The organism is Pseudomonas sp. AC112, assembly GCF_979253545.1.
The window spans coordinates 5,454,436-5,477,176 of the sequence record NZ_CEEDCM010000001.1 but is presented as its reverse complement, the minus strand read 5'-3'; the positions used below and the strand labels follow the sequence as shown (position 1 = coordinate 5,477,176).

Genomic DNA, 22,741 nt, shown 5'->3' with positions numbered 1-22,741 from the left:
CACCAAAGATGAGGGGGGAGCCGAGTAGCTTCATGGGGTCATCAGTCTCTGACGGCTTAGGCTTGCGTGAGCGCAAGTCCATATTCTTGTATGCGTAAATCGATTCTACACAGCGTAACAGTGTTTGTCCGTAGTCTTATCAAATCCCCTTTGCCCTGGCAGGCGCAAGGGGTTTGTTGCACAGGTAGATGCCCAGCAGGATCGCCGCTCCGCCAATTAGCATGGGCAGGGTCAGTTGCTCGTCCAGCAGCAAGGCGCCACAGATCACCGCCGTGAGCGGGTTGAGCGCGATAAAGACCCCGGAGCGCGTCGCGCCGATACGCCGGATGCCATCGTAATAGCCGATATAGGCCAGCGCCGAACCCAGCACGCCCAGGTACATAAGGCTCAGTGCCTGGGGCAGATGCAGGCTGACGACGGCCTCAAGGCTGAAGTGGCCCGTGCCCAGCGTGGCGAGGATGAGCATAAGGGTGCCCAGCAGTATCGACCAGGTGACCGTCTGCAGCGGTCCGAGACTCTGGTTCAAACCTCGGGAAAACAGCGAGTAGACGCCCCACCCTGCTACGCACCCGAAGATCAGCACGTCCCCCCGCCAAGCGTTGGCTCCTGCGTTCAACACCTGTGGGTTACGGCTGACGATCACCGTGGCTGCGCCCGCCAAGCACACTGCAATGCCCACGATTTTGCTGGCCCCCAGACGCTCCTTGAACAGCCACCAGGACGCCAGGCCGATCACTGCCGGGTTCAACGCCACTATCAATGAGGCCCGCGACGCGTTGACGTATTGCAACCCGTAGAAAAAACACAGGTTGTAGAAAAAGATGCCGAAAAAACCCAGCACCGCCAACTGCCCCATCTGCCCCAGGCTCGGGCGGGACAAGGGTATGCGCGCAAGTCCCATGAACCCCAGCAAGGCCAGGCTCGCCAGCACAAAACGCAGGCTTGCCGCCAGCAGCGGGTCAAGTGCCCCGCTCAAAAAACGACCGGCGACGAACGTTCCGCCCCAGATCATGGTGACAGCGGCCAACTTCATGTAAGTGATGCGATCCGAGGAAGAATGCACGGGCAGAGGCTCCAATGGCTTGAGGACCCCGGCATTCTTCTGGTAATACAGTGTCATCGTAAAATGAGTGATTACTCATGACCCTGACCCAACTGGAAATATTTTCCCTGGTCGCCGAACTGCAAGGCTTTACCAGCGCCGCCCACCGTCTCGGTATCAGCCAATCGGCGGTCTCCCATGCGATCAAAGGCCTCGAGCAGGAACTGGGGGTGGCATTGTTCCGTCGTCACCAGGCCCAGGTGGAGCTCAGTGACATTGGCCTACAGTTGCTGGGACGCGCCCGGGCAATGCTGGGGTTGGCCAATACCTTGCAGCAGGAAGCGGCTGACGCGCGCGGCATGAAACGCGGGACCCTGCGCATTGGCTCGTTCGGCCCAACCTCCTCGACCTACCTGCTGCCGAAGATCCTCAGCCGGTTTCACCTGGAGTACCCAGGCATCGAAGTGCACGTCGACGAAGGGCCCGACAGACAAGTGACCCAGTGGCTTGATGAACGCCGGATTGATATTGGTTTTGTGGTGCTGGACCAGGAGCGCTTCGACACCTTTGCATTGTTCGAAGACCAGATGGTGGCACTGCTGCCGGTCAATCACAGGCTGGCTGCCCAGGAACAGGTGAGCCTCAAGGACCTGTGCAGCGACCCTTTCGCGCTGACAGAGGCCGGCTCCACCGAGCTGGTGATGCGCCTGTTCAACGAGGCACGGCTGACGCCGAATGTGCGATATCGCTGCTCGCAATTGCTCAGTACCCTGGATACCGTAAGCCGCGCAGAAGCAGTCAGCGTGGTGGCACAGGCTTCGTTGCCGACCGCGGCCGATTCGCGTTACGTGCAGCGCGCGCTGTCGCCCCGTGTGCCGCGTCGGGTCGGCCTGGCGGTACTGGATCGGCGTCAATCTTCGCCGGCGACGCTCGCTTTTATTCGTATTGCACAAGGGCTTGAGTGGTAAACCTGCAGGCTCGGCGAGCTTATTTTGTCCCAGCCAACTATCATCGACCGAATCTGATCCCTGCAGCAGGCCGTTCCCTTCATGCCCCTGACCGTCAACGGCCCGCGTAAACGCGCCACTCGTTACTTGATTACGTCGCTCAGTGCGTTGCTGCCGATCGTGCTCGGGGTGGTCATTCTGCATTGGCAGGCTGAACGCACGCTGGAACAAAGCACGGCGCAGACCGCCCAGGAGGCGGTGCGCCAATTCGACCTGATGCTCGACAACACCGCCCTCGCCGCCCAGGCCTTGCTGCCGTTGGCGGGGCAGCCCTGTGATAACGGCGTACAACTGGCCCTGCGCGAACAAGTCACGCGGCGGCCATTCGTGCGTGCGACCACCTTGTCCTGGCAGAAAAACATCTACTGCAGCTCACTGTTTGGCAGCAACTACGAATCACCGGTCAACCCGGACGACTACGTGGATGGTCGGTTATGGTTGATGAACGGCAACCCGGTAACGCCCGATACCGCGCTGCTGGTTTACCGGCTGGTGGACGGTGACAAGGCTGCCTTTGCGTCGATTGATGGTTACCACCTGACCAACGCCCTGCGCCTGATCAGCCGTTATGCCCACCTGGTATTGCAAGTGGGTCCGAACTGGCTAAGCGGCGATGGCAAGGTGCGTGACACCGCCGTGCCGGTGTTTGCCGTGGCCCATCACCAGTTAGCCTCCGAACGCTATCACTACAGTGTCGAGGCCGGCATGCCGGCCGGTGAGGTGTGGCGCTACATGCAGGCCCGATACCCGGCGGTGTTCAGCCTGGTGCTGTTCTTTGGCGTGCTGGCCGGCGTGCTTGCGCATTGGCTGCAGAAGCGCTCTTCGGCACCAACCCATGAGCTGCAGCGTGCGCTCGGCGCCAATGAATTCATCCCGTATTTCCAGCCAGTCGTGCGAGGTGACACCCGTGAGTGGGCGGGATGCGAAGTACTGATGCGCTGGCAACATCCCAAGGAAGGCCTGGTGCGTCCCGACTTGTTTATCCCCCTGGCCGAACATTCAGGCCTTATTGTGCCGATGACCCGGGCGCTGCTGCGCCAGACCGCCGCGCAACTGGCGCCCCATGCGGCGCGTTTCAGCCCTGGCTTTCACATCGGCGTAAACATCACCGCACGACACTGCCAGGATCTGGCGTTGGTGGATGACTGCCGGGAGTTTCTTGCCGCCTTTGCCGTGGGCCAGGTGACCCTGGTGCTGGAATTGACCGAACGCGAGTTGATCGAGCCCACCGATATCACCCGCCGCCTGTTCGACGCCTTGCATCAACTGGGGGTGATGATTGCCATTGATGACTTTGGTACTGGCCATTCCAGCCTGGGCTACTTGCGTAACTTCAATGTGGACTACTTGAAGATCGACCAGAGTTTTGTCGCCATGATCGGTGCCGATGCATTATCACGGCATATTCTGGACAGCATCATGGAACTGTCCGGCAAGCTCGACTTGGGCATCGTTGCCGAAGGTGTGGAAACCGCTGAACAGTGTGAATACCTGGCCGCACAAGGCGTGGATTTCCTGCAGGGCTACCTCTTCGGAAAGCCTCTACCCTGTGATCAATTTATTAATTCACTGGCCAGCCATTGAATAGCCACACACTACGGGTGTGGAAAGAATGTTATTTAGACAAAAGACATGATTTACTCGTAGCGCATTAACTACTACAATTTTTCCTGCCTGTGCAGAACTCGCGAGACGACTTCTTTTTTCTGGGTCGCCTTAAAGCGCTTGGCTTATAGCTTTGTCTGCAGTTGATATCAGCCAACTACACTATTGGAGTACAGATTTTGTCCAGACTCGCCGAATTTCGCGCAGCAGAAAAAGCCCTTCAAGAGCAGCTTGCCCAGCTGGAATCCCTGAAGAACGACGCCGGCCTGAAGAAAGAAATCGAATTCGAAGAAAAGCTTCAAGCCCTGATGAAGACCTATGGCAAAGGCCTGCGCGACATCATTTCCATCCTTGACCCAAACCCGGGCAAGTCCAGCGCTGCTGCCGTTACCGCACCAAAACAGCGCCGTGCACGCGTGGTCAAGGTTTACCAGAACCCGCACACCGGCGAACTGATCGAAACCAAAGGCGGCAACCACCGCGGCCTCAAGGCCTGGAAAGAACAGTACGGCGCCGCCACTGTAGATTCCTGGCTTCGCGGCTGATTGCATCGCACTAATGAAGAGCCCCGCTTATGCGAGGCTTTTTTATTCAAGGGTTCGAAAGCGAACTTAAATAACGTTTCATTATGTTCAAAATCGGCGCGCACACCACACTTAAAGTTTCAGGCTATCGCGCACTGAACTGACTTCGTCCTTGCTGGCTTCGTAAGCATCAGCCTGCCCTGCGTATGAAAAAACATAAGCCTTATCGGCATCCACCGCGCCCACCAATGTTTGCGAAATCACGTGGCGCCCATTTTCGGTAATCACGCAAGTAGTTTCCAGCGCGTCAAGACGGCTCAATGTTGTAGGGTGCATCTTGCTGCACACACTTTGATAACCGCCCTGGGCAAAATCTTTCTGGATCGACTTGCGCATCTCCAGCAATACACCCTGCAGATTAACCTTGTGCCCTGCTTCAATCGGTGTGCCGGTCAATTCGATAACCATCAAGGTCGCGCCGTTTTCATCATTCTTGATCGCCCGCTGCCGAGACACTGGCTGTGGTGTTACCGGCGCCTCACCGTCGGGCACGACTTCTTCGACTTGCCAGCCGCTGGGCCAATGGATTTCGGGGTCGGCCGCCATCAACAAGGGGCTGGCCAACAACAGACACACCGTACTCAACAGCCGTTTGCGGAATTCAATCATCACGAAAAACACCCAAGGTCCAAGCGCCAAAGTTTGAGCCCCGGCCGCGCTGTGTCGCAAGGCCTGCGTGGGCTTTTTCATTTGGCGCATGGGGCGAGCCTTGCGTATCATGGTCCGGCTGCACGGATGCCAGCCGCAAGCCAAGGAACCGCTCACATCTTAGAGCCGCGTTTGCCCCATTTTTTCTGGAGGGCCCATGAGCCTGCACGAACTGAACACTTTCCCGGGCGTCACCGCCCAGCCTGACACCGCCACCGCCAACTTCGTGTTCAACCACACCATGCTGCGGGTCAAGGACATCACCAAGTCGCTGGACTTCTACACCCGCGTCCTGGGCTTTTCGCTGGTCGAAAAACGTGACTTCCCAGAAGCTGAATTCAGCCTGTACTTCCTGGCCCTGGTGGACAAATCCCAGATCCCCGCTGACGCCGCCGAACGCACCCAATGGATGAAGTCGATCCCGGGCATCCTGGAACTGACCCACAACCACGGCACCGAAAACGACGCCGACTTTGCCTACCACAACGGCAATACCGACCCACGTGGCTTTGGCCACATCTGCATCTCCGTGCCGGATATCGTCGCAGCCTGTGAACGTTTCGAAGCCTTGGGCTGTGATTTCCAGAAGCGCCTGACCGACGGCCGCATGAAGAGCCTGGCCTTCATCAAGGACCCGGATGCGTACTGGGTCGAGATAATCCAGCCCGCACCGCTGTAACAAAAAAAGCCCCATGATCACTCATGGGGCTTTTTCATTTCCGGGGCCCTGGGTTTAGGCCGGAGCGGAGGTACGGATCAGGTGATCGAAAGCACTCAGGGAGGCCTTGGCGCCCTCGCCCACCGCGATCACGATCTGCTTGTACGGCACTGTCGTGACGTCACCGGCGGCAAACACGCCTGGCAGTGATGTCTCGCCACGCGCATCGACAATGATCTCGCCGCGCGGTGTCAACTCCACAGTACCTTTGAGCCAGTCGGTGTTAGGCAGCAAGCCAATCTGTACAAAGATACCTTCCAGGTCGAGGGTCTTGAACTCGCCACTGTCGCGATCCTTGTACGCCAGGCCGGTGACTTTCTGGCCATCGCCTTTCACTTCGCTGGTCAGCGCGCTGGTAATCACGTCAACGTTCGGCAGGCTGTAGAGCTTGCGCTGCAACACGGCGTCGGCGCGCAATTTGCTGTCGAACTCGAGCAAGGTAACGTGGCTGACGATACCCGCCAGGTCAATGGCCGCCTCAACGCCGGAGTTACCGCCGCCGATCACCGCGACACGCTTGCCTTTGAACAACGGACCGTCGCAGTGCGGGCAGAAGCACACGCCCTTGGCCTTGTATTCCTGCTCGCCCGGCACACCCATTTCTCTCCAGCGGGCACCCGTGGCCAGGATCACGGTCTTGGACTTGAGAGTCGCACCGCTTTCGAAGCGAATTTCGTGCAGGTCACCGGTATTTTTCGCCGGGATCAGGCTGCTGGCGCGCTGCAGGTTCATGATGTCCACGTCATACTGGCGTACGTGGGCTTCCAGGGCGCTGGCCAGTTTCGGGCCTTCGGTTTCCTGCACCGAGATGAAGTTCTCGATGGACATGGTGTCCAGCACTTGCCCACCGAAACGCTCGGCAGCGACACCGGTACGGATACCTTTACGTGCCGCGTAGATCGCCGCCGCCGAACCGGCCGGGCCACCGCCGACGACGAGGACATCAAAGGCGTCCTTGGCGCTGATTTTCTCGGCGGCTTTTTCGATACCGCTGGTGTCGAGCTTGGCGAGGATTTCTTCCAGGCCCATGCGGCCCTGGCCGAAGTTCACACCATTGAGGTACACGCTTGGCACCGCCATGATCTGGCGTTCGTCGACTTCAGCCTGGAACAGCGCACCGTCGATGGCGACGTGGCGGATGTTCGGGTTGAGCACGGCCATCAGGTTCAGCGCCTGGACCACGTCCGGGCAGTTCTGGCAGGACAGCGAGAAGTAGGTCTCGAAGCTGAACTCGCCTTTGAGGGCGCGAATCTGTTCAATCACTTCGACACTGGCCTTCGACGGGTGGCCACCGACTTGCAACAGGGCCAGCACCAGCGAAGTGAATTCATGGCCCATGGGGATGCCGGCAAAACGCAGGCTGATATCGGCACCCGGGCGATTGATGGAGAACGAAGGCTTGCGCGCATCATCGCCATCGGTTTTCAGGGTAATCAGCGTAGTGAGACTGACAACGTCCTGCAAAAGAGCAAGCATTTCCTGGGATTTCGCACCGTCGTCGAGGGAGGCGACGATCTCGATCGGCTGGGTGACCCGTTCCAGGTATGACTTCAACTGAGCTTTAAGATTGGCGTCCAACATACGGGCGATTTCCTATTAATTCGGTTTATTGCAGACAAAAAAACGCCCGAGCGAATCTCGCCCGGGCGTTTTTGGGGGCGGATGCAGCTTACTTAAGTGCGGATTCCCGCCCTTGAGACTTCACAGACTTAGATCTTGCCGACCAGGTCCAGGGACGGAGCCAGGGTGGCTTCGCCTTCTTTCCACTTGGCTGGGCACACTTCGCCTGGGTGGGCAGCGACGTATTGAGCAGCCTTGATTTTGCGCAGCAGCTCGGAAGCGTCACGGCCAACACCGCCGTCGTTCAGTTCAACGATCTTGATCTGACCTTCTGGGTTGATCACGAAAGTACCGCGGTCTGCCAGGCCTGCTTCTTCGATCAGTACGTCGAAGTTGCGGGAGATGGTCAGGGTTGGGTCGCCGATCATGGTGTACTGGATCTTGCCGATGGCTGGCGAAGTGTTGTGCCAGGCAGCGTGGGCAAAGTGAGTGTCGGTGGAAACGCTGTAGATTTCGACGCCCAGCTTCTGGAATTCGGCGTAGTTGTCAGCCAGGTCTTCCAGCTCGGTTGGGCAAACGAAGGTGAAGTCGGCTGGGTAGAAGAACACAACGGACCACTTGCCTTTCAGGTCAGCGTCGGACACATCTACGAAGTTGCCGTTTTTGTAGGCGGTAGCTTTGAACGGTTTTACTTGGCTGTTGATGATAGGCATCGTTGACTCTCCGTCAGGTTTGTAAAAAGGGTGAAGAAGTTGATGAAGTGAATCCTACCCACTCTCTCGGTCGATGGCTCATTGGCAAACCTCATGCTGACGATTGGTTTTCCCTATCAGGCGACTGTATTAATAGAAGAAATCTCAAAGCAGCGGCTGGGTTGCCAAGGTCATGCCAAGAAAGGGCGTCGCTTCAACATAGCGCATGGCAGATTTCATGTCGCTCCAGCCGACGTAACTCATCAACGACTTGATATCCCAGCCGCTGCGATGGGCCCAGGTGGCAAAGCCGCGACGCAGTGAGTGGCTGGTGTATTGCTCGGCGGGTATGCCGGCGCGCTCCAGCGCCTGGCGCAGCAGCGGGATGACGCTGTTGGGGTGCAGGCCCTCCTCTCCCAGGTTGCCCCAGCGATCAATGCCACGGAATACCGGCCCGCGCACCAGCGCCGAAGCGCTGAGCCATTCGCTGTAGGCTTGCACTGGGCACAGGCGCAGCAACGCCGGGGTGTGGTAGGTCTTGCCGAGGTTGTCGCGGTCGCTTTTGCTGCGTGGCAGGTACAGGCTGATGCCGGCGCCGGGCGTCGCCTGCACCTGTTCGATCTCGAGGCGGCACAGTTCATCGCTACGAAAGCCGCGCCAGAAACCCAGCAGGATCAGCGCCATGTCGCGCTTGGCGCGCAGCAACCGAGGCTGATCCTGTGCCTGCGCCGCCTCTTTCGCCTCTCTCTCAAGAGATGTCACCACTTGCTCCAGCTGCTTGAGCTGCAAAGGCTCGGCCTGCTTCTCCTGAGCCGGGTGCACAGCACGAATGCCCTTGAGCACCTTGCGCACCACCGGCGCCTTGGTCGGGTCGGGAAACCCCTGGCTCGTGTGCCACTGCGCCAACGCCGAGAGCCGCAGCTTCAAGGTGTTCACGGCCAGTACCCCGGCGTGAGCAACCAGATACCGCGCCACGCTGTCGCTGGTCGCGGGCAGGAACCCGCCCCAACTCACTTCGAAGTGCTCGATGGCCGCGCGATAGCTACGCCGCGTGTTATCGCGGGTGGCGGCGTTGAGGTAACGGTCCAGATCGCTCATCGGAGGCCTATTCGTACTGCTGGTAGGTGCTTTCGCGGATTAAACGCGTATGACACGGGATAATACGCCAATATCCCATCTGTTAAATGATGAATTTAAACAGTTTTTTATTCGTGTTACAGTACGTATATACATACCACGTACCACACTACGAAATCGACGGAGACCCCATGGCTCGTGGCGGCATCAATAAAGCAGTAGTTCAAACGGCACGCCTGGCGATCCTCGCCCGTGGCGAAAACCCCAGCATCGACGCTGTACGCATCGAAATGGGCAACACCGGTTCGAAAACCACGATTCATCGCTATTTGAAAGAGCTGGACGACAGCGAAACCCGCGTCACCATCACTGAGGCGCCGATCGACGACGAACTTGGCGAACTGGTCGCACGCCTGGCTCAGCGCCTGAAAGACAAGGCCCAGGAGCCAATCGACCTGGCCCTGGCACAGTTCGAACAGCAAAAAGCCGCCCTGCTCGCCCAGATAGAAGCGCTCGAAGACGCTCACGGCCAGCTCAAGCAACAGCTTGATATCCAGGCCGCAGCCCTGGCAGAAGAAAGCGCTGCCCTGCAAACCGCCAGCACCAGCCTGCAGACCGAGCAAACCCGTAACGCCGGGCTGAGCCAGGCATGCAGCGATTACGAATTACGGATCAACGACAAGGACGAACAGATTCGTTCGCTGGAAGAAAAGCACCTGCACGCCAGGGAGGCCCTGGAGCATTACCGCACGGCAATCAAGGAGCAGCGCGAGCAGGAACAGCGCCGCCACGAAGGCCAGTTGCAGCAGGTCCAGGCCGAATTGCGCCAGGTACAGCAAAGCGCCATGGTGCGTCAGGATGAGATCACCCAACTGCATCGCGACAACGAACGCCTGCTGATCGAGCATCGGGTGACAGCGAAGGAGTTGGCCGCCCTGCAGGAACAGTCCCGCAAGGATCAGGCCCAGCAACTCAAGCTGAGCGAACAGGTCAGCCTGATAGACAGCGAGCGCACCTTGCTTCAGGAACGCCTACGGGTGGCCGTGATGGAAAGCCAGTCACGCCAGGAAGCGCTGACCGAACACCAGCGCGACAACAAGCACCTGGAACTGGAGTTGATCAAGGCCCAGGCCAGTATCGAGGCATTGCGCCTGGCGGCCGCCGTTGCAGCGGCGCCAGAGGCAAGCCCCAACGGCTGATCAGCCTGCCACGGGCGTGCGCATGGTGACGAACTCTTCCGCCGCCGTGGGGTGCACGCCGATGGTTTCATCGAAATGCTGCTTGGTCGCGCCCGCCTTGAGCGCGATCGCCAGGCCTTGCACGATTTCACCTGCGTCCGGCCCCACCATGTGGCAACCCAGCACTTTGTCAGTGTCAGCGTCGACCACCAGCTTCATCAGGGTTTTTTCCTGGCACTCGGTCAGGGTCAGCTTCATCGGCCGGAAGCGGCTTTCAAAAATCTGAACCTTGTGACCCTTCTCTTTTGCCTCTTCTTCAGTCAGACCCACGGTGCCAATGTTCGGCAGGCTGAATACCGCCGTCGGGATCATCGCGTAATCCACCGGGCGATACTGTTCGGGCTTGAACAGTCGACGCGCCACGGCCATGCCTTCAGCCAGGGCAACCGGTGTCAGCTGCACACGACCGATCACATCGCCGATGGCGAGGATGGATGAATCGGCGGTCTGGTACTGGTCATCCACCTCAACGAAGCCGCGCTTGTCGAGTTTGACGCCGGTGTTCTCCAGCCCCAGGTTGTCCAGCATCGGACGACGCCCGGTGGCGTAGAACACACAGTCGGCTTCCAGCACGCGGCCGTCTTTCAACGTCGCCTTGAGGCTGCCGTCGGCTTGCTTGTCGATGCGCTCGATGTCGGCATTGAATTGCAGGTCCAGGCCACGCTTGGTCAGCTCTTCCTTCAGGTGCGTGCGCACCGAGCCGTCGAAGCCGCGCAGGAACAGATCGCCGCGATACAGCAGGGTTGTCTGTGCACCCAGGCCGTGGAAGATCCCGGCGAACTCGACGGCAATATAACCACCGCCGACAACCAGCACGCGCTTAGGCAACTCCTTGAGGAAGAACGCTTCATTGGAACCAATCGCGTGTTCACGCCCTGGAATCTCTGGAATCTGCGGCCAGCCACCCGTAGCGATCAGGATGTGCTTGGCAGTGAAACGCTCACCATTGATCTCGACCTGATGCGGATCAACCAGGCGCGCGTGACCTTCATGCAGGGTCACACCGCTGTTGACCAAGAGGTTGCGGTAGATGCCATTGAGACGGTTGATCTCGCGGTCCTTGTTGGCGATCAGGGTGGGCCAATCAAAATTCGCCTCGCCCAGCGACCAACCAAAACCGCTGGCTTGCTCAAAGTCTTCGGCAAAATGTGCGCCGTACACCAGCAGCTTTTTCGGCACGCAACCAACGTTGACGCAGGTGCCACCCAGGTAGCGGCTTTCCGCAACGGCCACCTTGGCACCAAAGCCTGCGGCAAAACGCGCCGCACGAACACCGCCAGAACCGGCGCCAATTACATACAGGTCAAAATCGTAGGCCATTTCACTCTCCTCGGCAGGACATCAGCATACCGACTTACATGGGGCTGAAAAACGAAAAAGCCACCCGAAGGTGGCTTTTTTGGAACAGGCTGCTTACCCCGTGGATCAGTAAGCCTTGCCAGTCTTGTAGAAATGCTCGTAGCAGAAGTTGGTCGCCTCGATGTAGCCTTCAGCGCCGCCGCAGTCGAAACGCTGGCCCTTGAACTTGTAGGCAATGACGCAACCGTCTTTGGCTTGCTTGAGCAGGGCGTCGGTGATCTGGATCTCGCCGCCTTTGCCTGGCTCGGTTTCTTCGATCAACTTGAAGATATCCGGGGTCAGGATGTAACGACCGATGATCGCCAGGTTCGAAGGTGCGTCTTCCGGTGCCGGTTTTTCAACCATGTCACGTACGCGGATCAGGCCATCACCAATGTCATCACCGGCAATAACGCCGTACTTGTTGGTTTCGGTCGGGTTCACTTCCATCACTGCAACGATGGTGCAGCGATATTTCTGGTAGAGCTTGACCATCTGGGTCAGCACACCGTCGCCTTCCAGGTTCACACACAGGTCATCCGCCAGGACCACGGCGAACGGCTCGTCGCCGATCAGTGGGCGACCGGTCAGGATGGCGTGGCCGAGGCCTTTCATCTGGGTCTGACGGGTGTAGGAGAACGAGCACTCGTCGAGCAGTTTGCGGATACCGACCAGGTATTTTTCCTTGTCGGTGCCCTTGATCTGGTTTTCCAGCTCATAGCTGATGTCGAAGTGGTCTTCCAGCGCGCGCTTACCGCGACCGGTCACGATGGAGATTTCGTTCAGACCGGCATCCAGTGCCTCTTCGACGCCGTACTGAATCAGTGGCTTGTTCACCACCGGCAGCATCTCTTTGGGCATGGCCTTGGTCGCTGGCAAGAAGCGAGTGCCGTAACCGGCTGCTGGGAACAAGCATTTCTTGATCATATGGGTCCTTACAAAGGGCTGTGCGTACGGAATTCGGCGCAGTCTAATCAGGCCGCAGTCACCTTACAATGGGTCCTGCTGGCGTTGCGATGTCATCATAGAGAAAAAATGTCAGCGTAAGTTCCGCTCAAGTTGCACAGCGGTTTATCCCTGGCATGGCAAAAAATGCCTGCACCTCAGTATTTCCAAGGTCTGCAACCTTTTTAACACGCTTTCGGGCCCAGAACACTGACCTGGAATAACTTGCGCGGCCCCGCGACATTTGGCGCTATCATTAGGCCCTTGAACCAGACCACGAGATACTTGATAGATGTCAGAACCAAAAGGCGTGAACGGCTACCTGATCACCAAGCGAGCGGACGGTTGGCACTTGATCAACTTCCACGGCGACAGCGTCGCAGGCGCATTCGCGACCGAAAGCCAGGCTATCGCCGTGGCTGAAGTGTTTGTGGACGAAGCAGGCCATGCGTCGAGCAAGCGGCCCAAGGGCAAGTAAGCTTCAGCGCGCTGTGCAAAAAGCCCCGGTGAACGGGGCTTTTTTGTGTTTGTCTGTACGTAGATGGCAGTTCGCTATAATCTCGCCGAAACGCCCCACGACAGTGTCAGCGCCCCTCCAACACCCTTTATGATGAACACACATGAACAAGATTCTGGCACTGACTGCGGTACTGGCGATTGCCGGCTGCACCACCACCTCTGACGTCTACCTGAAAAACGGTGAACAAGGCCTGACCATCGACTGCTCGGGCGAAGCCAATTCCTGGGCCAGCTGTTACGAGAAGGCTGACGCCTCTTGCGCAGGCACCGGCTACCGTATCGTCGGCACCGAAGGCACGCCCTCGCTCAAGGAAAGTGAAAAGACCCTGGGCCAGGACGTCGGCAACTTCAAGAGCCGCAGCGTGGTGGTGGTCTGCAAGTAAGCGTTACACCTACAGCTGAATATCGGCAAACTTGATGCCCAGCCCTCGGATGGTCTCTACCAGGTCATCCAGTCGCGGGAACGACTCGACTTCGTCCTGATCGTCCACCAGGAAAAAACTGCGACCGCCGCTTTTCTTGAAGAAGACGATCCATTCGTCCAGGTCGGCGGGGTTCTGGATGATGTGAGTGGCCGATATCTGGCCTTCGGCCTGGCGAGCCCTGACGTGTTCACGCTTCATAAAAGACTTCCCAAAAAAGACAAATGCCGCACAAACCGAGAGTTTGCGCGGCATTTTTACATATTCGGTGAGAGTTTAACGGATGCCCTGCCCGATCAGCACGCCGTCTACGGTTTGGCCGTAGAGATTGACACCGTCATTGGCGTGGAATTTGACCCGGGTCTTCTCTACGGAACCCTCGACCAGGCGTGGATCCTGCGGCCTTTCATGGCTATTGACGTAGGCGGCAACATCCCAGGCTTGCTGATCGCTCAAGCTGCCACCCTTGCCCAGCGGCATGTTGTGCTTGATGAAGGACGCCGCCGTATTGATGCGATGCATGCCGGCACCCCAGTTGTAGGAGTCCTTACCCCACAAGGGCGGCATCACATAGCTATCGCCGACCTTTTGGCCCTGCCCCTCAGCGCCATGGCAAACCGCGCATTGCCCTTTGTACACCTGGGCACCTTGGGAAAGGTCGTAGCCCTTGGCGGGTTGCGCCACATCGGGGTAGCCCCGGCCCGGCAATTCCACGCCCAGCGGTGCCTTGCTGGCCAGCCAATACGCATACACCGAGAGCGCGGTGATTTCGGGGCTGTCAGCGGTCGGTGGCGTACCGCCGTTCATGCTGAACTGGAAACATCCCTGTAACCGCTCGGCAAAGGTGTTGACCTTGTCGTTCTTCTTTCGATACGCCGGGTACATCGGGTAGGCAGCCCACAGCGGCGCTGAATTGGCCAGCCGGCCCTGATCCAGATGGCAATTACTGCAATTGAGGCCGTTACCGACAAACTTCGGCGCCAGACGCTTGGTATCCACAAACAGTGCGTAGCCCTGCTTGACCAACTTGCCGTAGGCATTCTCCGGCAGCTCGCTCTCTTGAGGCGGCTGGAATTGACTGACTGCAGCGTGACCGGTGGCGGGTTGCAGTTGCGACTGGTCTTCCATGGCAATCGTGGCGGCATGAGCATGCGACAGACCCAGCGCCGCCACAGCCAAGGCAAACGTAAACGGGCTCATGGCTTGGCCTCCATTTTCAACGCCGCGAAGTACTCGGCAACTTCCTGCACTTGCGTCGGAGTAAGGGATTTTGCGATGTGGCCCATCAAGTCATTCGGGTCATTGTGACGGGTACCGTTTTGCCAGGCCGTCAACTGGGCTGCCAGGTAGCTGGCGGGTTGACCGGCCAGCGGTGGAAACGCGTCGCCGACACCCGTTCCGCTAGGGCCATGGCAACTGGCGCAGGCGGGAATTTGGCGTTCCCACGCGCCCTGCTGCGCGAGTTTTTGCGCAGCGTTGATCGGCATCTCGCTACGCTGGATTGCTTGGGGGACGGGGCCAGGCATCGCTTCCAGCGCCTGGCTGACCGCGTCGATTTCAGCCTCGGTGAGGGCGCTCGCCAAAGGTTGCATCACCGGATTGGCGCGACTGCCGCGCTTGAAGTCTTCCAACTGTTTACGCACATACAGCGCCGGCAAACCCGCCAACCGGGGGAAACCCGCTGCGGCGAGCCCTGCGCCATCGGCACCATGGCAGGCTACGCAAGGCAGGGCACCGGGTTGCGAGCCGCCCTCGGTAAAGATCTTCTTCCCATCCAGTGCGTGGGCACTGCCCAACAGCAGCATCAGCGCACTGCCCATCAGTACTCGGTCCAGGGACATCATCACGACTCCATTTTTATAGTTATATGCTTAGATGTTTATGGCATAAACCATACAAATGGTATGGGAATGATCCCATCGCGACAACTCTTTAAACACAGTTTAAACGCCGCACAAAAAAAGCCCGGCCCCACTACTGTGGGGCCAGGCTTTTTTATCGGATTCGACGTTGCAGGGCGAAACAGGCCTTATCAGCCGGAAATACACTCTTCGCCAGCCTTCTTCACGTCACCCGGACGGATCGGCACATTGGACATGCTCTCGTAGAGCTTGATGCTGCTGCCACTGGAACGTTCATCAATTTCGAAAATCGCCGAAGGATCGGCTGAAAATTTTTGCGGTACGATTACCTGCACGCCACCGTCCTTATGCGGTTCGATCTGCGGCGGCCGGCGGGTTGCGGACAACTTTTTTACCACGCACGCAGCGTATTCCTGTGGTTTCTTCCCGGAAATGACCGCCAAGGTCGGCGGGGTCTGCTTGATATCTGCAACCGAAGCACACCCACCAATCGCCAGGGCCAGAACCAACACACTCCACTTCATACAAAACCTCCGATAAAGACCCTACGACAGCGGCAATGGTATTTTTCTCCCGCCAACGTAGGATTTATCCCTGATAACTCGGTAAATAACTGTTTTAAATTGTCGACGTCGTTGAAGACGGGCCGATAATAAACGCGCTGGGGCTGATAAACTCCATCTTAACCTACGTATCGTTCTGATTTTTCAGAAAAAGCCCTTCTGGAGACACCCTCATGAAATTCATCCACCAGCGCGAGCACCTCAACGAGGGAGACATTGTCGTCATCGAATGCTCGCAGACTTGTAATATCCGCCTGATGAGCGACGCGAATTTTCGCAGCTTCAAGAACGGCGGCCGCCACACGTACCATGGCGGCGCCTTTGACAAATTCCCGGCCAAAATCACCGCACCGAGCACCGGCTTCTGGAACATCACCCTGGATGTGGTTACACGTCGCGCCATCAGCGTGACCCGCAAACCCGCGCTGTCCCACAAGATCCGCATTGTGCGTCGTACCAGTTCCAAACTGAGCTGACCCGAACACCCCACAGGAAATCATCGTGACCGCTACCACCAAATACGTGATCAAGTACAAGCTCAACGGCGAACGCCGCTTTGAGTTCGCCCAACTGCAGACCAACAACGTAGAAGAAGCCAAGCAAGCGCTGGCGAAGATTCACGATGCCAGTGACGAAATCACCGACATCACCGTGAGCAAGGCGCTGTAAGCCAATGCCTGGCCCCACCGCCGACCTGTTCGCCGATGATGCCTTGCAGCAACCTGCAGGGCGCGAGCAAATCGGCGAACAGTCCTACGTATTAAGGGGTTACGCCCTGCCCTGGATTGAGCGCCTTCTGCCGGAACTGCGCCAAGTGCTGGCTCAATCACCGTTTCGGCAGATGGTCACGCCCGGTGGCTTTACCATGTCGGCCGCATTAAGCAGCTGCGGCGACCTGGGCTGGACCACCGACACCTCCGGCTATCGCTACTCGCCACTCGACCCGCGCACCCAGCAGCCGTGGCCGAATATGCCGGAGGTCTTGCGCCAGTTGGCTAACATGGCGGCGGCAGAAGCCGGCTTTGTCGACTTTGCGCCCGACGCCTGCCTGATCAACCGATATGTGCCAGGTGCAAAAATGTCCCTGCACCAGGACAAGAACGAGCGTCGCTACAGCGAACCGGTGGTGTCGGTGTCCCTCGGTTTGCCGGCGATTTTCCTGTTTGGCGGGCATGCGCGCAGTGACAAGACGCGCAAAGTCTCGCTGTTCCATGGCGACGTGGTGGTCTGGGGCGGCGTGGATCGCCTGCGCTTTCACGGCGTGATGCCGATCAAGGAAGGCGTGCACCCGATCATGGGCCCGCAACGCATCAACCTGACCTTTCGCACCGCCGGCTGATTTGACCGCAAGCTTCCGAGTGCCAGGTCTTCGCGGCACGACTAATCTGGCCATGATCCGTCAAGAGTGCCGACCATGACTACCGAACAAGACCCCCGCTGGGCAGCCATTCTCGCCCGTGACCCCAAGGCTGATACGCTGTTCGTCTACGGCGTGAAGACCACCGGCGTGTACTGCCGCCCCAGCAGTGCCTCGCGCTTGCCGCGCCCGGAAAATATCGAATTTTTCGACACCCCGGCGCAGGCCGAAGCCGCAGGTTACCGCGCCAGCAAACGCGCGGCAGGTGACCAGACCCAGCTCGCAGCACAGCATGCGCAATTGGTGGCCGACGCCTGTCGCCATATCGAGCAGGCCGACACCCCGCCCAGCCTGAATGCGCTTGCGCTGCAAGCCAACCTGAGCCCCTTCCATTTTCATCGCGTGTTCAAAGCCGTTACCGGCCTGACCCCCAAGGGCTACGCCAGCGCCCATCGCTCACGCAAGGTGCGCGATAGCCTCAAGGCTTCGCACTCGGTGACTGATGCGCTGTATGACGCAGGCTTCAATTCCAACAGCCGCTTTTATGAGTCGGCCAATCAACTGCTCGGCATGACGCCCAGCGACTACAAGGCCGGTGGCACCAACAACGCGATCCTGTTCGCCGTCGGGCAGTGCTCCCTGGGTGCGATCCTGGTGGCACAAAGCGCCCGTGGCGTGTGCGCGATTCTGCTGGGGGATGACCCGGACCGGTTGGTGCGCGACCTGCAGGATCAGTTTCCCAAGGCTGAACTGGTGGGCGCCGACCAGCGATTTGAACAACGGGTGGCGCAAGTCGTGGGGTTTATCGAAGCGCCGGCGCTCGGCCTGGACCTGCCGCTGGACCTGCGCGGCACGGCGTTTCAGGAACGCGTTTGGCAAGCCTTGCGGGAAATTCCACCGGGGAGCACGGCCAGCTACGCACAGATTGCCGAACGTATCGGCGCGCCGACGTCTTTTCGTGCCGTGGCCCAGGCCTGTGGCGCCAACAGCCTGGCGGTGGCAATCCCTTGCCATCGCGTGGTGCGCAGTAATGGCGAGCTGTCGGGCTATCGCTGGGGCGTGGAACGCAAACAGCAGTTACTCGCCCGCGAGCAGGCGTCGAAGACCTAGCGTATACCGATGTGGATCAGCGCCAGGTACGGATTGCCTCGACGTACTGCATCCTGATGCTCTGCAAAGCCCTCTCCTTTAAAGCTTCAGTTTGCGTTTACGAAACTCAGCGACCTTATGCCGATTGCCACACAGCGCCATGCTGCACCAGCGACGCTTATGAGCCTTGGTCCGATCATAAAACCACAAGATGCATTCCGGATGCTCGCAGCGACGGATCAAATTGAAATCCCCCTCCACCAATAACGTGGCGGCAGCCTCGGCTATCGGCGCCAGGAACTGTTCCGCTGTTTGCTGCTTGCGTTGACGCTCGAGCCGGGGCGCCTCAGTGGCCGGCCAGACCAGTTGCGGATGGCTGACGGCCTTGCGCAAGAAGGTGTTAAGCGCCGCAGGGTTGCCCGGTTGCCGGGCTTTACGGGCAGCGACAAGGTCGCGGATCACTTCACGCAGTTCTCGCGCAGCGCTGAGTAAAGCACTGGGTTCAAATCCAGGCATGCTGTCCTGCTCAAACCACTCTACGCGCGTCAACCAGGCGGCTACGTCGGCATCGGTTTGCCAGAAATCCCACGGCACCCCGTCGATATTCGCCAGGGTATTGAGCATATCCAGTACCGGGTCATCGGCCAGGACGTAGGGTTCCAAGGGGGCGGCAGTCGGCGGGGAAACAGTCATGGTCAATCCTCTGGTGAGCGCTGGCATCGTAACCCCTATCTCACTTATTGGGTAGTTACACACGACGAAAAGCTAACCTGAATAATTTATTTGACAGGTTACTCTTTTAAGCGCAGTTTTTGAAATCAGTAACCCGTAAATCAACCCAATCAAGTTACAAAGGTACTCTGATCATGACCACTCAAGCCCCCGTCGTTCATTACCGCCACGTCGAAGTCGACGGCGTTCGCCTGTTTTACCGCGAGGCTGGCGATCCGTCGGCACCGGTCATGTTGCTGCTGCACGGCTTCCCCAGTTCGTCCCACATGTACCGAGACCTGATTCCCCTGCTGGCAACGCGCTATCGAGTGATCGCCCCGGATTTACCGGGCTTCGGCTTTACCGAGGTGCCGGCCGAGCGCGATTACCACTACAGCTTCGATAACCTGGCAATCACGATCGGGCATTTTGTCGATGCGCTGGCACTGAGCCGCTACGCCCTGTACGTCTTCGACTACGGCGCGCCGGTGGGTCTGCGCCTGGCAGTGGCTCACCCGGAACGGGTCAGCGCGCTGGTGTCGCAGAATGGCAATGCCTACCTGGAAGGCCTTGGGGATGCCTGGGGACCGATCCGTGCCTATTGGGCCGAGCCGAGCCAGGCCAACCGAGAGGTGATCCGCAACGCCGTGATCAGCCTGGAAGGCACGCGCTACCAGTACCTGCACGGCGTGCATCAGCCCGAGTGCGTGGCCCCGGAATCCTACATGCTCGATGTACTGCTCATGCAGCGTCCCGGCAACGATGAGATCCAGTTGGACCTGTTTCTCGACTACCGCAACAACCTGACGCTGTACCCAGCGTTCCAGGCGTTCTTCCAGGCCAGGCAAGTGCCGACACTGGTGATCTGGGGCCAGAATGATCCGTTCTTTATCCCGCCGGGTGCCCATGCCTATAAAACCGACAACCCCAATGCTGTCGTAGAACTGCTGGACACCGGCCACTTCGCCCTGGAAACCCACGCGGCGCATATCGCCGAGCGGATACACGCGGTGCTGGGCAACGCCATCCAATGATGGCGCACCACGAAACCACGCTGTCGTCCAGTGAATAAAACAGACTGGCCGGGTGCCAAGGGCCCTGTTAAAACAGCGTAAAGCCTCATTAACGCTGGAGAAGCACCCCATGAGCACCTGGCCAGACACTCGCCTTCTCGACCTATTGGGCATTGATGTGCCGATCATCCAGGCCCCCATGGCCGTCGGCACCACCACGGCCATGGTCATTGCCGCCAACCAGGCGGGCGCGCTGGGCTCATTGCCGGCCGCGGCGCTGAGCATCGAGCAACTGCGCGACGCGCTGACCACCATCCGCCAGGCCAGCCCGCGCCCGATCAACGTCAATTTCTTCTGCCATCAACCACCCGCGCCGGACGCCGCGCGCGATCGACGCTGGAAGGCGTTGCTGGAACCCTACTACCGCGAGTTGGGTGCCGACTATGACGCGCCAACCCCGGTGTCCAACCGCGAACCGTTCAACGAAGCAGCGTGCCAGGTAGTCGAAGCATTCCGCCCCGAGGTCGTCAGCTTTCACTTTGGCTTGCCGGAAAAATCCCTGCTGGACCGGGTAAAGGCCACCGGTGCCAAAGTGCTGTCTTCGGCCACTACAGTGGAAGAAGCCATCTGGCTGGAACAGCACGGCTGCGATGCAATCATCGCCATGGGCAGTGAAGCGGGCGGGCATCGCGGCTTGTTCCTCAGCGATGACCTCAACACCCAGATCGGCTTGTTCGCCCTGCTGCCGCAAGTCGTCGACGCCGTCAGTGTGCCGGTGATTGCGGCCGGTGGGATCGGGGATGCGCGTGGGATTGTCGCGGCCTTTGCCTTGGGCGCCTCGGCGGTACAGATCGGTACGGCTTATTTGTTTACGCCCGAAGCCAACGTCACTGCGTCCCACCACTACGCACTGCGGCATGCCCAGGCCAGCGAGACCGCGTTGACCAACCTGTTCACCGGTCGCCCGGCGCGGGGCATCGTCAACCGGGTGATGCGTGAGCTGGGTGCGATCAACCCGGCTGCGCCCGCCTTCCCAACCTCCGGCGGCGCGCTGATCCCGCTCAAGGCCAAGGATGAAGCGGGCTTCAGCAACCTGTGGTCCGGCCAGGCACTGCGCCTGGGCAAAGACATCAGCACCTATGAACTGACACGTGAACTGGCGGAACAGGCGCTGGCCAAGTTCAACTAGAACCCTTACCCAAGGCAACTTTGCACTGTACCGGCAATGGCCAACCGCTATATATTCCCATACATAGCGGTTGAGCCTTCTACCTATAACAAGCCGTACACCTCAAAGGAGCTGCTTCATGACGATTCACGCCTCACGCCTGGCCATCCTGGTCGCTGCCCTGGCTTTTGGTTCGGCGCATGCCGATGAAGTCCAGGTGGCCGTGGCTGCCAACTTCACCGCACCGATCCAGGCGATTGCCGCCGACTTCGAAAAAGACACCGGCCATAAACTGGTCGCTGCCTACGGTGCCACCGGCCAGTTCTACACCCAGATCAAGAACGGCGCGCCGTTCGAAGTGTTCCTGAGCGCCGACGACACCACCCCGCAGAAGCTTGAAACCGAAGGCGACACCGTCAAGGGTTCGCGCTTCACCTACGCCGTCGGCACCCTGGCGCTGTGGTCGGCCAAAGAAGGTTACGTCGACGCCAAAGGCGAAGTGCTGAAGAAAAACGACTACAAGCACCTGTCGATCGCCAACCCCAAAGCCGCGCCTTACGGCCTCGCCGCCACCCAGGTGTTGGCCAAGGAAGGGCTGACCGAGAAGGTCAAGGACAAGATCGTCGAAGGCCAGAACATCACCCAGGCCTACCAGTTCGTTTCCACCGGCAACGCCGAGCTGGGCTTTGTCGCCTTGTCGCAGATCTACAAGGATGGCAAGGTCACCAGCGGTTCGGCGTGGATTGTCCCAGCCTCGATGCACGACCCGATCAAACAAGACGCGGTGATCCTCAACAAGGGCAAGGACAGTGCGGCTGCCAAAGCCTTGGTCGAGTACCTGAAAGGTCCTAAAGCCGCGGCTGTTATCAAGTCCTACGGTTACGAGCTGGCCCAGTAAATGCCGTTATCGAGTGCCGATTTTTCCGCTATCTGGTTGACCATCAAACTGGCCTCACTGACCACCGTCATCCTGCTGGTCATCGGCACTCCGATTGCCCTGTGGCTGTCGCGCACCCGTTCCTGGTGGCGCGGCCCCATCGGCGCGGTCGTCGCCTTGCCGTTGGTGTTGCCGCCCACGGTGATCGGCTTCTACCTGCTGTTGACCATGGGCCCCAATGGCTACTTCGGCCAGTTCACCCAATGGCTGGGCCTGGGCACCCTCACCTTCAGCTTCGCCGGGCTGGTGATTGGCTCGGTGATCTATTCCATGCCGTTTGTGGTGCAGCCGTTGCAAAACGCCTTCTCCGCCATCGGCACACGCCCGCTGGAAGTGGCCGCGACCTTGCGCGCCAACCCGTGGGATACCTTTTTCAGCGTAATCCTGCCGCTGGCGCGGCCAGGGTTTATCACCGCTTCCATCCTGGGTTTTGCGCACACCGTCGGTGAGTTTGGCGTGGTGCTGATGATCGGCGGCAATATCCCGGACAAGACCCGGGTGGTGTCCGTACAGATCTACGACCATGTAGAAGCCATGGAATATGCCCAGGCCCATTGGCTGGCCGGCGCCATGGTGGTGTTCGCGTTCCTGGTGTTGCTGGCACTCTACTCCAGCCGTAAAACCAAGATGGGCTGGAGCTGATGTC

Annotated in this window: 27 protein-coding genes; 15 read left to right on the top strand and 12 right to left on the bottom strand. The window is 59.0% G+C overall.

Annotation, left to right across the window (positions count from 1 at the left end):
- Positions 1–139: 139 nt before the first annotated feature.
- Positions 140–1,063 carry a DMT family transporter gene (locus AC0IYN_RS25635; RefSeq protein ID WP_471843904.1) on the bottom strand — a complete coding sequence of 308 codons (924 nt, stop codon included), beginning with the start codon at positions 1,061–1,063 and terminating at the stop codon, positions 140–142.
- A 77-nt stretch (positions 1,064–1,140) separates the two neighbouring features.
- Between AC0IYN_RS25635 and AC0IYN_RS25630 the strand changes: the two genes are divergently transcribed.
- The 3 genes from AC0IYN_RS25630 (at position 1,141) to AC0IYN_RS25620 (ending at position 4,199) form a co-directional block, all read left to right on the top strand.
- Positions 1,141–2,010 carry a LysR family transcriptional regulator gene (locus tag AC0IYN_RS25630; protein WP_471843902.1) on the top strand — a complete coding sequence of 290 codons (870 nt, stop codon included), beginning with the start codon at positions 1,141–1,143 and terminating at the stop codon, positions 2,008–2,010.
- 81 nt (positions 2,011–2,091) lie between these two features.
- The gene (locus AC0IYN_RS25625) at positions 2,092–3,633 is read left to right on the top strand and encodes an EAL domain-containing protein (protein ID WP_471843900.1); all 1,542 of its coding nucleotides are present in this window, start codon (positions 2,092–2,094) and stop codon (positions 3,631–3,633) included.
- A gap of 200 nt (positions 3,634–3,833) precedes the next feature.
- Positions 3,834–4,199: a histone-like nucleoid-structuring protein, MvaT/MvaU family gene (locus tag AC0IYN_RS25620; RefSeq protein ID WP_406597119.1), complete on the top strand. Its 366-nt coding sequence runs from the start codon at positions 3,834–3,836 to the stop codon at positions 4,197–4,199.
- A 111-nt stretch (positions 4,200–4,310) separates the two neighbouring features.
- Here AC0IYN_RS25620 and AC0IYN_RS25615 read toward each other — a convergent pair whose 3' ends face one another.
- Positions 4,311–4,847 carry a DUF4946 domain-containing protein gene (locus tag AC0IYN_RS25615; RefSeq protein WP_406597133.1) on the bottom strand — a complete coding sequence of 179 codons (537 nt, stop codon included), beginning with the start codon at positions 4,845–4,847 and terminating at the stop codon, positions 4,311–4,313.
- Between the two features lie 196 nt (positions 4,848–5,043).
- Here AC0IYN_RS25615 and gloA point away from each other — a divergent pair, with 196 nt between their 5' ends.
- Positions 5,044–5,565, top strand: coding sequence for a lactoylglutathione lyase (gloA, locus tag AC0IYN_RS25610; protein WP_025856006.1), 522 nt, complete (start codon positions 5,044–5,046; stop codon positions 5,563–5,565).
- 54 nt (positions 5,566–5,619) lie between these two features.
- Here the strand turns inward: gloA and ahpF are convergent, their stop codons facing one another.
- The 3 genes from ahpF to AC0IYN_RS25595 form a co-directional block, all read right to left on the bottom strand.
- A complete protein-coding gene (gene ahpF / locus AC0IYN_RS25605) occupies positions 5,620–7,185 on the bottom strand; it encodes an alkyl hydroperoxide reductase subunit F (protein ID WP_078048531.1) in 1,566 nt (521 codons plus the stop codon).
- A 128-nt stretch (positions 7,186–7,313) separates the two neighbouring features.
- Positions 7,314–7,877 carry an alkyl hydroperoxide reductase subunit C gene (ahpC, locus tag AC0IYN_RS25600; RefSeq protein WP_010210361.1) on the bottom strand — a complete coding sequence of 188 codons (564 nt, stop codon included), beginning with the start codon at positions 7,875–7,877 and terminating at the stop codon, positions 7,314–7,316.
- 144 nt (positions 7,878–8,021) lie between these two features.
- Positions 8,022–8,954, bottom strand: coding sequence for a site-specific integrase (locus tag AC0IYN_RS25595; protein ID WP_406597118.1), 933 nt, complete (start codon positions 8,952–8,954; stop codon positions 8,022–8,024).
- 170 nt (positions 8,955–9,124) lie between these two features.
- On the opposite strand from AC0IYN_RS25595, the gene AC0IYN_RS25590 reads away from it, so the two are divergent.
- Positions 9,125–10,132, top strand: coding sequence for a DNA-binding protein (locus AC0IYN_RS25590; RefSeq protein WP_471843895.1), 1,008 nt, complete (start codon positions 9,125–9,127; stop codon positions 10,130–10,132).
- Here the strand turns inward: AC0IYN_RS25590 and gorA are convergent, their stop codons facing one another.
- On the bottom strand, positions 10,133–11,491 hold the full coding sequence (gene gorA / locus AC0IYN_RS25585; protein ID WP_457267266.1) for a glutathione-disulfide reductase: 1,359 nt from the start codon (positions 11,489–11,491) through the stop codon (positions 10,133–10,135).
- A gap of 105 nt (positions 11,492–11,596) precedes the next feature.
- The gene (gene galU, locus AC0IYN_RS25580) at positions 11,597–12,436 is read right to left on the bottom strand and encodes a UTP--glucose-1-phosphate uridylyltransferase GalU (RefSeq protein ID WP_003173830.1); all 840 of its coding nucleotides are present in this window, start codon (positions 12,434–12,436) and stop codon (positions 11,597–11,599) included.
- 310 nt (positions 12,437–12,746) lie between these two features.
- Here galU and AC0IYN_RS25575 point away from each other — a divergent pair, with 310 nt between their 5' ends.
- Entirely contained in the window at positions 12,747–12,932 is a 186-nt protein-coding gene (locus tag AC0IYN_RS25575; protein WP_029294643.1) for a hypothetical protein, read from the top strand.
- Between the two features lie 142 nt (positions 12,933–13,074).
- Positions 13,075–13,356, top strand: a complete 282-nt coding sequence (locus AC0IYN_RS25570) for a hypothetical protein (protein ID WP_078048535.1) — start codon at positions 13,075–13,077, stop codon at positions 13,354–13,356.
- Positions 13,357–13,365: 9 nt separating this feature from the next.
- On the opposite strand, the gene AC0IYN_RS25565 is transcribed toward AC0IYN_RS25570, so the two are convergent.
- From AC0IYN_RS25565 to AC0IYN_RS25550, 4 genes are all read right to left on the bottom strand, one after another.
- On the bottom strand, positions 13,366–13,596 hold the full coding sequence (locus tag AC0IYN_RS25565) for a hypothetical protein (RefSeq protein WP_457248536.1): 231 nt from the start codon (positions 13,594–13,596) through the stop codon (positions 13,366–13,368).
- A gap of 75 nt (positions 13,597–13,671) precedes the next feature.
- A complete protein-coding gene (locus AC0IYN_RS25560; protein ID WP_406597114.1) occupies positions 13,672–14,595 on the bottom strand; it encodes a c-type cytochrome in 924 nt (307 codons plus the stop codon).
- On the bottom strand, positions 14,592–15,239 hold the full coding sequence (locus AC0IYN_RS25555) for a c-type cytochrome (RefSeq protein ID WP_406597113.1): 648 nt from the start codon (positions 15,237–15,239) through the stop codon (positions 14,592–14,594). Before AC0IYN_RS25555 ends, AC0IYN_RS25560 begins: the two co-directional genes overlap by 4 nt.
- Positions 15,240–15,427: 188 nt before the next feature.
- On the bottom strand, positions 15,428–15,781 hold the full coding sequence (locus AC0IYN_RS25550) for a hypothetical protein (protein WP_406597112.1): 354 nt from the start codon (positions 15,779–15,781) through the stop codon (positions 15,428–15,430).
- Positions 15,782–15,993: 212 nt separating this feature from the next.
- Between AC0IYN_RS25550 and AC0IYN_RS25545 the strand changes: the two genes are divergently transcribed.
- From AC0IYN_RS25545 to ada, 4 genes are all read left to right on the top strand, one after another.
- Complete coding sequence (locus tag AC0IYN_RS25545; protein WP_003191319.1) at positions 15,994–16,296, top strand: DUF1883 domain-containing protein; 303 nt, start codon at positions 15,994–15,996, stop codon at positions 16,294–16,296.
- A 25-nt stretch (positions 16,297–16,321) separates the two neighbouring features.
- Complete coding sequence (locus AC0IYN_RS25540) at positions 16,322–16,489, top strand: hypothetical protein (protein ID WP_406597111.1); 168 nt, start codon at positions 16,322–16,324, stop codon at positions 16,487–16,489.
- A gap of 4 nt (positions 16,490–16,493) precedes the next feature.
- Positions 16,494–17,159, top strand: a complete 666-nt coding sequence (alkB, locus tag AC0IYN_RS25535) for a DNA oxidative demethylase AlkB (RefSeq protein ID WP_457248539.1) — start codon at positions 16,494–16,496, stop codon at positions 17,157–17,159.
- A gap of 75 nt (positions 17,160–17,234) precedes the next feature.
- On the top strand, positions 17,235–18,287 hold the full coding sequence (gene ada / locus AC0IYN_RS25530; protein ID WP_406597110.1) for a bifunctional DNA-binding transcriptional regulator/O6-methylguanine-DNA methyltransferase Ada: 1,053 nt from the start codon (positions 17,235–17,237) through the stop codon (positions 18,285–18,287).
- Between the two features lie 78 nt (positions 18,288–18,365).
- On the opposite strand, the gene AC0IYN_RS25525 is transcribed toward ada, so the two are convergent.
- On the bottom strand, positions 18,366–18,959 hold the full coding sequence (locus AC0IYN_RS25525) for a CGNR zinc finger domain-containing protein (protein WP_406597109.1): 594 nt from the start codon (positions 18,957–18,959) through the stop codon (positions 18,366–18,368).
- 173 nt (positions 18,960–19,132) lie between these two features.
- On the opposite strand from AC0IYN_RS25525, the gene AC0IYN_RS25520 reads away from it, so the two are divergent.
- The 4 genes from AC0IYN_RS25520 to modB all read left to right on the top strand — a co-directional run bounded on the left by AC0IYN_RS25520 (position 19,133) and on the right by modB (position 22,737).
- Positions 19,133–20,011, top strand: coding sequence for an alpha/beta fold hydrolase (locus AC0IYN_RS25520; protein WP_471843885.1), 879 nt, complete (start codon positions 19,133–19,135; stop codon positions 20,009–20,011).
- A 109-nt stretch (positions 20,012–20,120) separates the two neighbouring features.
- A complete protein-coding gene (locus tag AC0IYN_RS25515; protein ID WP_471843883.1) occupies positions 20,121–21,179 on the top strand; it encodes an NAD(P)H-dependent flavin oxidoreductase in 1,059 nt (352 codons plus the stop codon).
- Between the two features lie 85 nt (positions 21,180–21,264).
- The gene (modA, locus tag AC0IYN_RS25510) at positions 21,265–22,056 is read left to right on the top strand and encodes a molybdate ABC transporter substrate-binding protein (RefSeq protein ID WP_457267275.1); all 792 of its coding nucleotides are present in this window, start codon (positions 21,265–21,267) and stop codon (positions 22,054–22,056) included.
- Complete coding sequence (gene modB, locus AC0IYN_RS25505) at positions 22,057–22,737, top strand: molybdate ABC transporter permease subunit (protein ID WP_046034197.1); 681 nt, start codon at positions 22,057–22,059, stop codon at positions 22,735–22,737. It abuts the gene before it with no gap.
- The last annotated feature ends 4 nt before the right edge of the window (positions 22,738–22,741 follow it).

Bases quoted from the DNA above. Each gene is read 5' to 3' on its own strand.
- AC0IYN_RS25630 (WP_471843902.1), top strand. From the start codon at position 1,141: ATGACCCTGACCCAACTGGAAATATTTTCCCTGGTCGCCGAACTGCAA.
- AC0IYN_RS25625 (WP_471843900.1), top strand. From the start codon at position 2,092: ATGCCCCTGACCGTCAACGGCCCGCGTAAACGCGCCACTCGTTACTTG.
- AC0IYN_RS25615 (WP_406597133.1), bottom strand. From the start codon at position 4,847: ATGATTGAATTCCGCAAACGGCTGTTGAGTACGGTGTGTCTGTTGTTG.
- gloA (WP_025856006.1), top strand. From the start codon at position 5,044: ATGAGCCTGCACGAACTGAACACTTTCCCGGGCGTCACCGCCCAGCCT.
- ahpF (WP_078048531.1), bottom strand. From the start codon at position 7,185: ATGTTGGACGCCAATCTTAAAGCTCAGTTGAAGTCATACCTGGAACGG.
- ahpC (WP_010210361.1), bottom strand. From the start codon at position 7,877: ATGCCTATCATCAACAGCCAAGTAAAACCGTTCAAAGCTACCGCCTAC.
- AC0IYN_RS25595 (WP_406597118.1), bottom strand. From the start codon at position 8,954: ATGAGCGATCTGGACCGTTACCTCAACGCCGCCACCCGCGATAACACG.
- AC0IYN_RS25590 (WP_471843895.1), top strand. From the start codon at position 9,125: ATGGCTCGTGGCGGCATCAATAAAGCAGTAGTTCAAACGGCACGCCTG.
- gorA (WP_457267266.1), bottom strand. From the start codon at position 11,491: ATGGCCTACGATTTTGACCTGTATGTAATTGGCGCCGGTTCTGGCGGT.
- galU (WP_003173830.1), bottom strand. From the start codon at position 12,436: ATGATCAAGAAATGCTTGTTCCCAGCAGCCGGTTACGGCACTCGCTTC.
- AC0IYN_RS25575 (WP_029294643.1), top strand. From the start codon at position 12,747: ATGTCAGAACCAAAAGGCGTGAACGGCTACCTGATCACCAAGCGAGCG.
- AC0IYN_RS25570 (WP_078048535.1), top strand. From the start codon at position 13,075: ATGAACAAGATTCTGGCACTGACTGCGGTACTGGCGATTGCCGGCTGC.
- AC0IYN_RS25565 (WP_457248536.1), bottom strand. From the start codon at position 13,596: ATGAAGCGTGAACACGTCAGGGCTCGCCAGGCCGAAGGCCAGATATCG.
- AC0IYN_RS25560 (WP_406597114.1), bottom strand. From the start codon at position 14,595: ATGAGCCCGTTTACGTTTGCCTTGGCTGTGGCGGCGCTGGGTCTGTCG.
- AC0IYN_RS25555 (WP_406597113.1), bottom strand. From the start codon at position 15,239: ATGATGTCCCTGGACCGAGTACTGATGGGCAGTGCGCTGATGCTGCTG.
- AC0IYN_RS25550 (WP_406597112.1), bottom strand. From the start codon at position 15,781: ATGAAGTGGAGTGTGTTGGTTCTGGCCCTGGCGATTGGTGGGTGTGCT.
- AC0IYN_RS25545 (WP_003191319.1), top strand. From the start codon at position 15,994: ATGAAATTCATCCACCAGCGCGAGCACCTCAACGAGGGAGACATTGTC.
- alkB (WP_457248539.1), top strand. From the start codon at position 16,494: ATGCCTGGCCCCACCGCCGACCTGTTCGCCGATGATGCCTTGCAGCAA.
- ada (WP_406597110.1), top strand. From the start codon at position 17,235: ATGACTACCGAACAAGACCCCCGCTGGGCAGCCATTCTCGCCCGTGAC.
- AC0IYN_RS25525 (WP_406597109.1), bottom strand. From the start codon at position 18,959: ATGACTGTTTCCCCGCCGACTGCCGCCCCCTTGGAACCCTACGTCCTG.
- AC0IYN_RS25520 (WP_471843885.1), top strand. From the start codon at position 19,133: ATGACCACTCAAGCCCCCGTCGTTCATTACCGCCACGTCGAAGTCGAC.
- AC0IYN_RS25515 (WP_471843883.1), top strand. From the start codon at position 20,121: ATGAGCACCTGGCCAGACACTCGCCTTCTCGACCTATTGGGCATTGAT.
- modB (WP_046034197.1), top strand. From the start codon at position 22,057: ATGCCGTTATCGAGTGCCGATTTTTCCGCTATCTGGTTGACCATCAAA.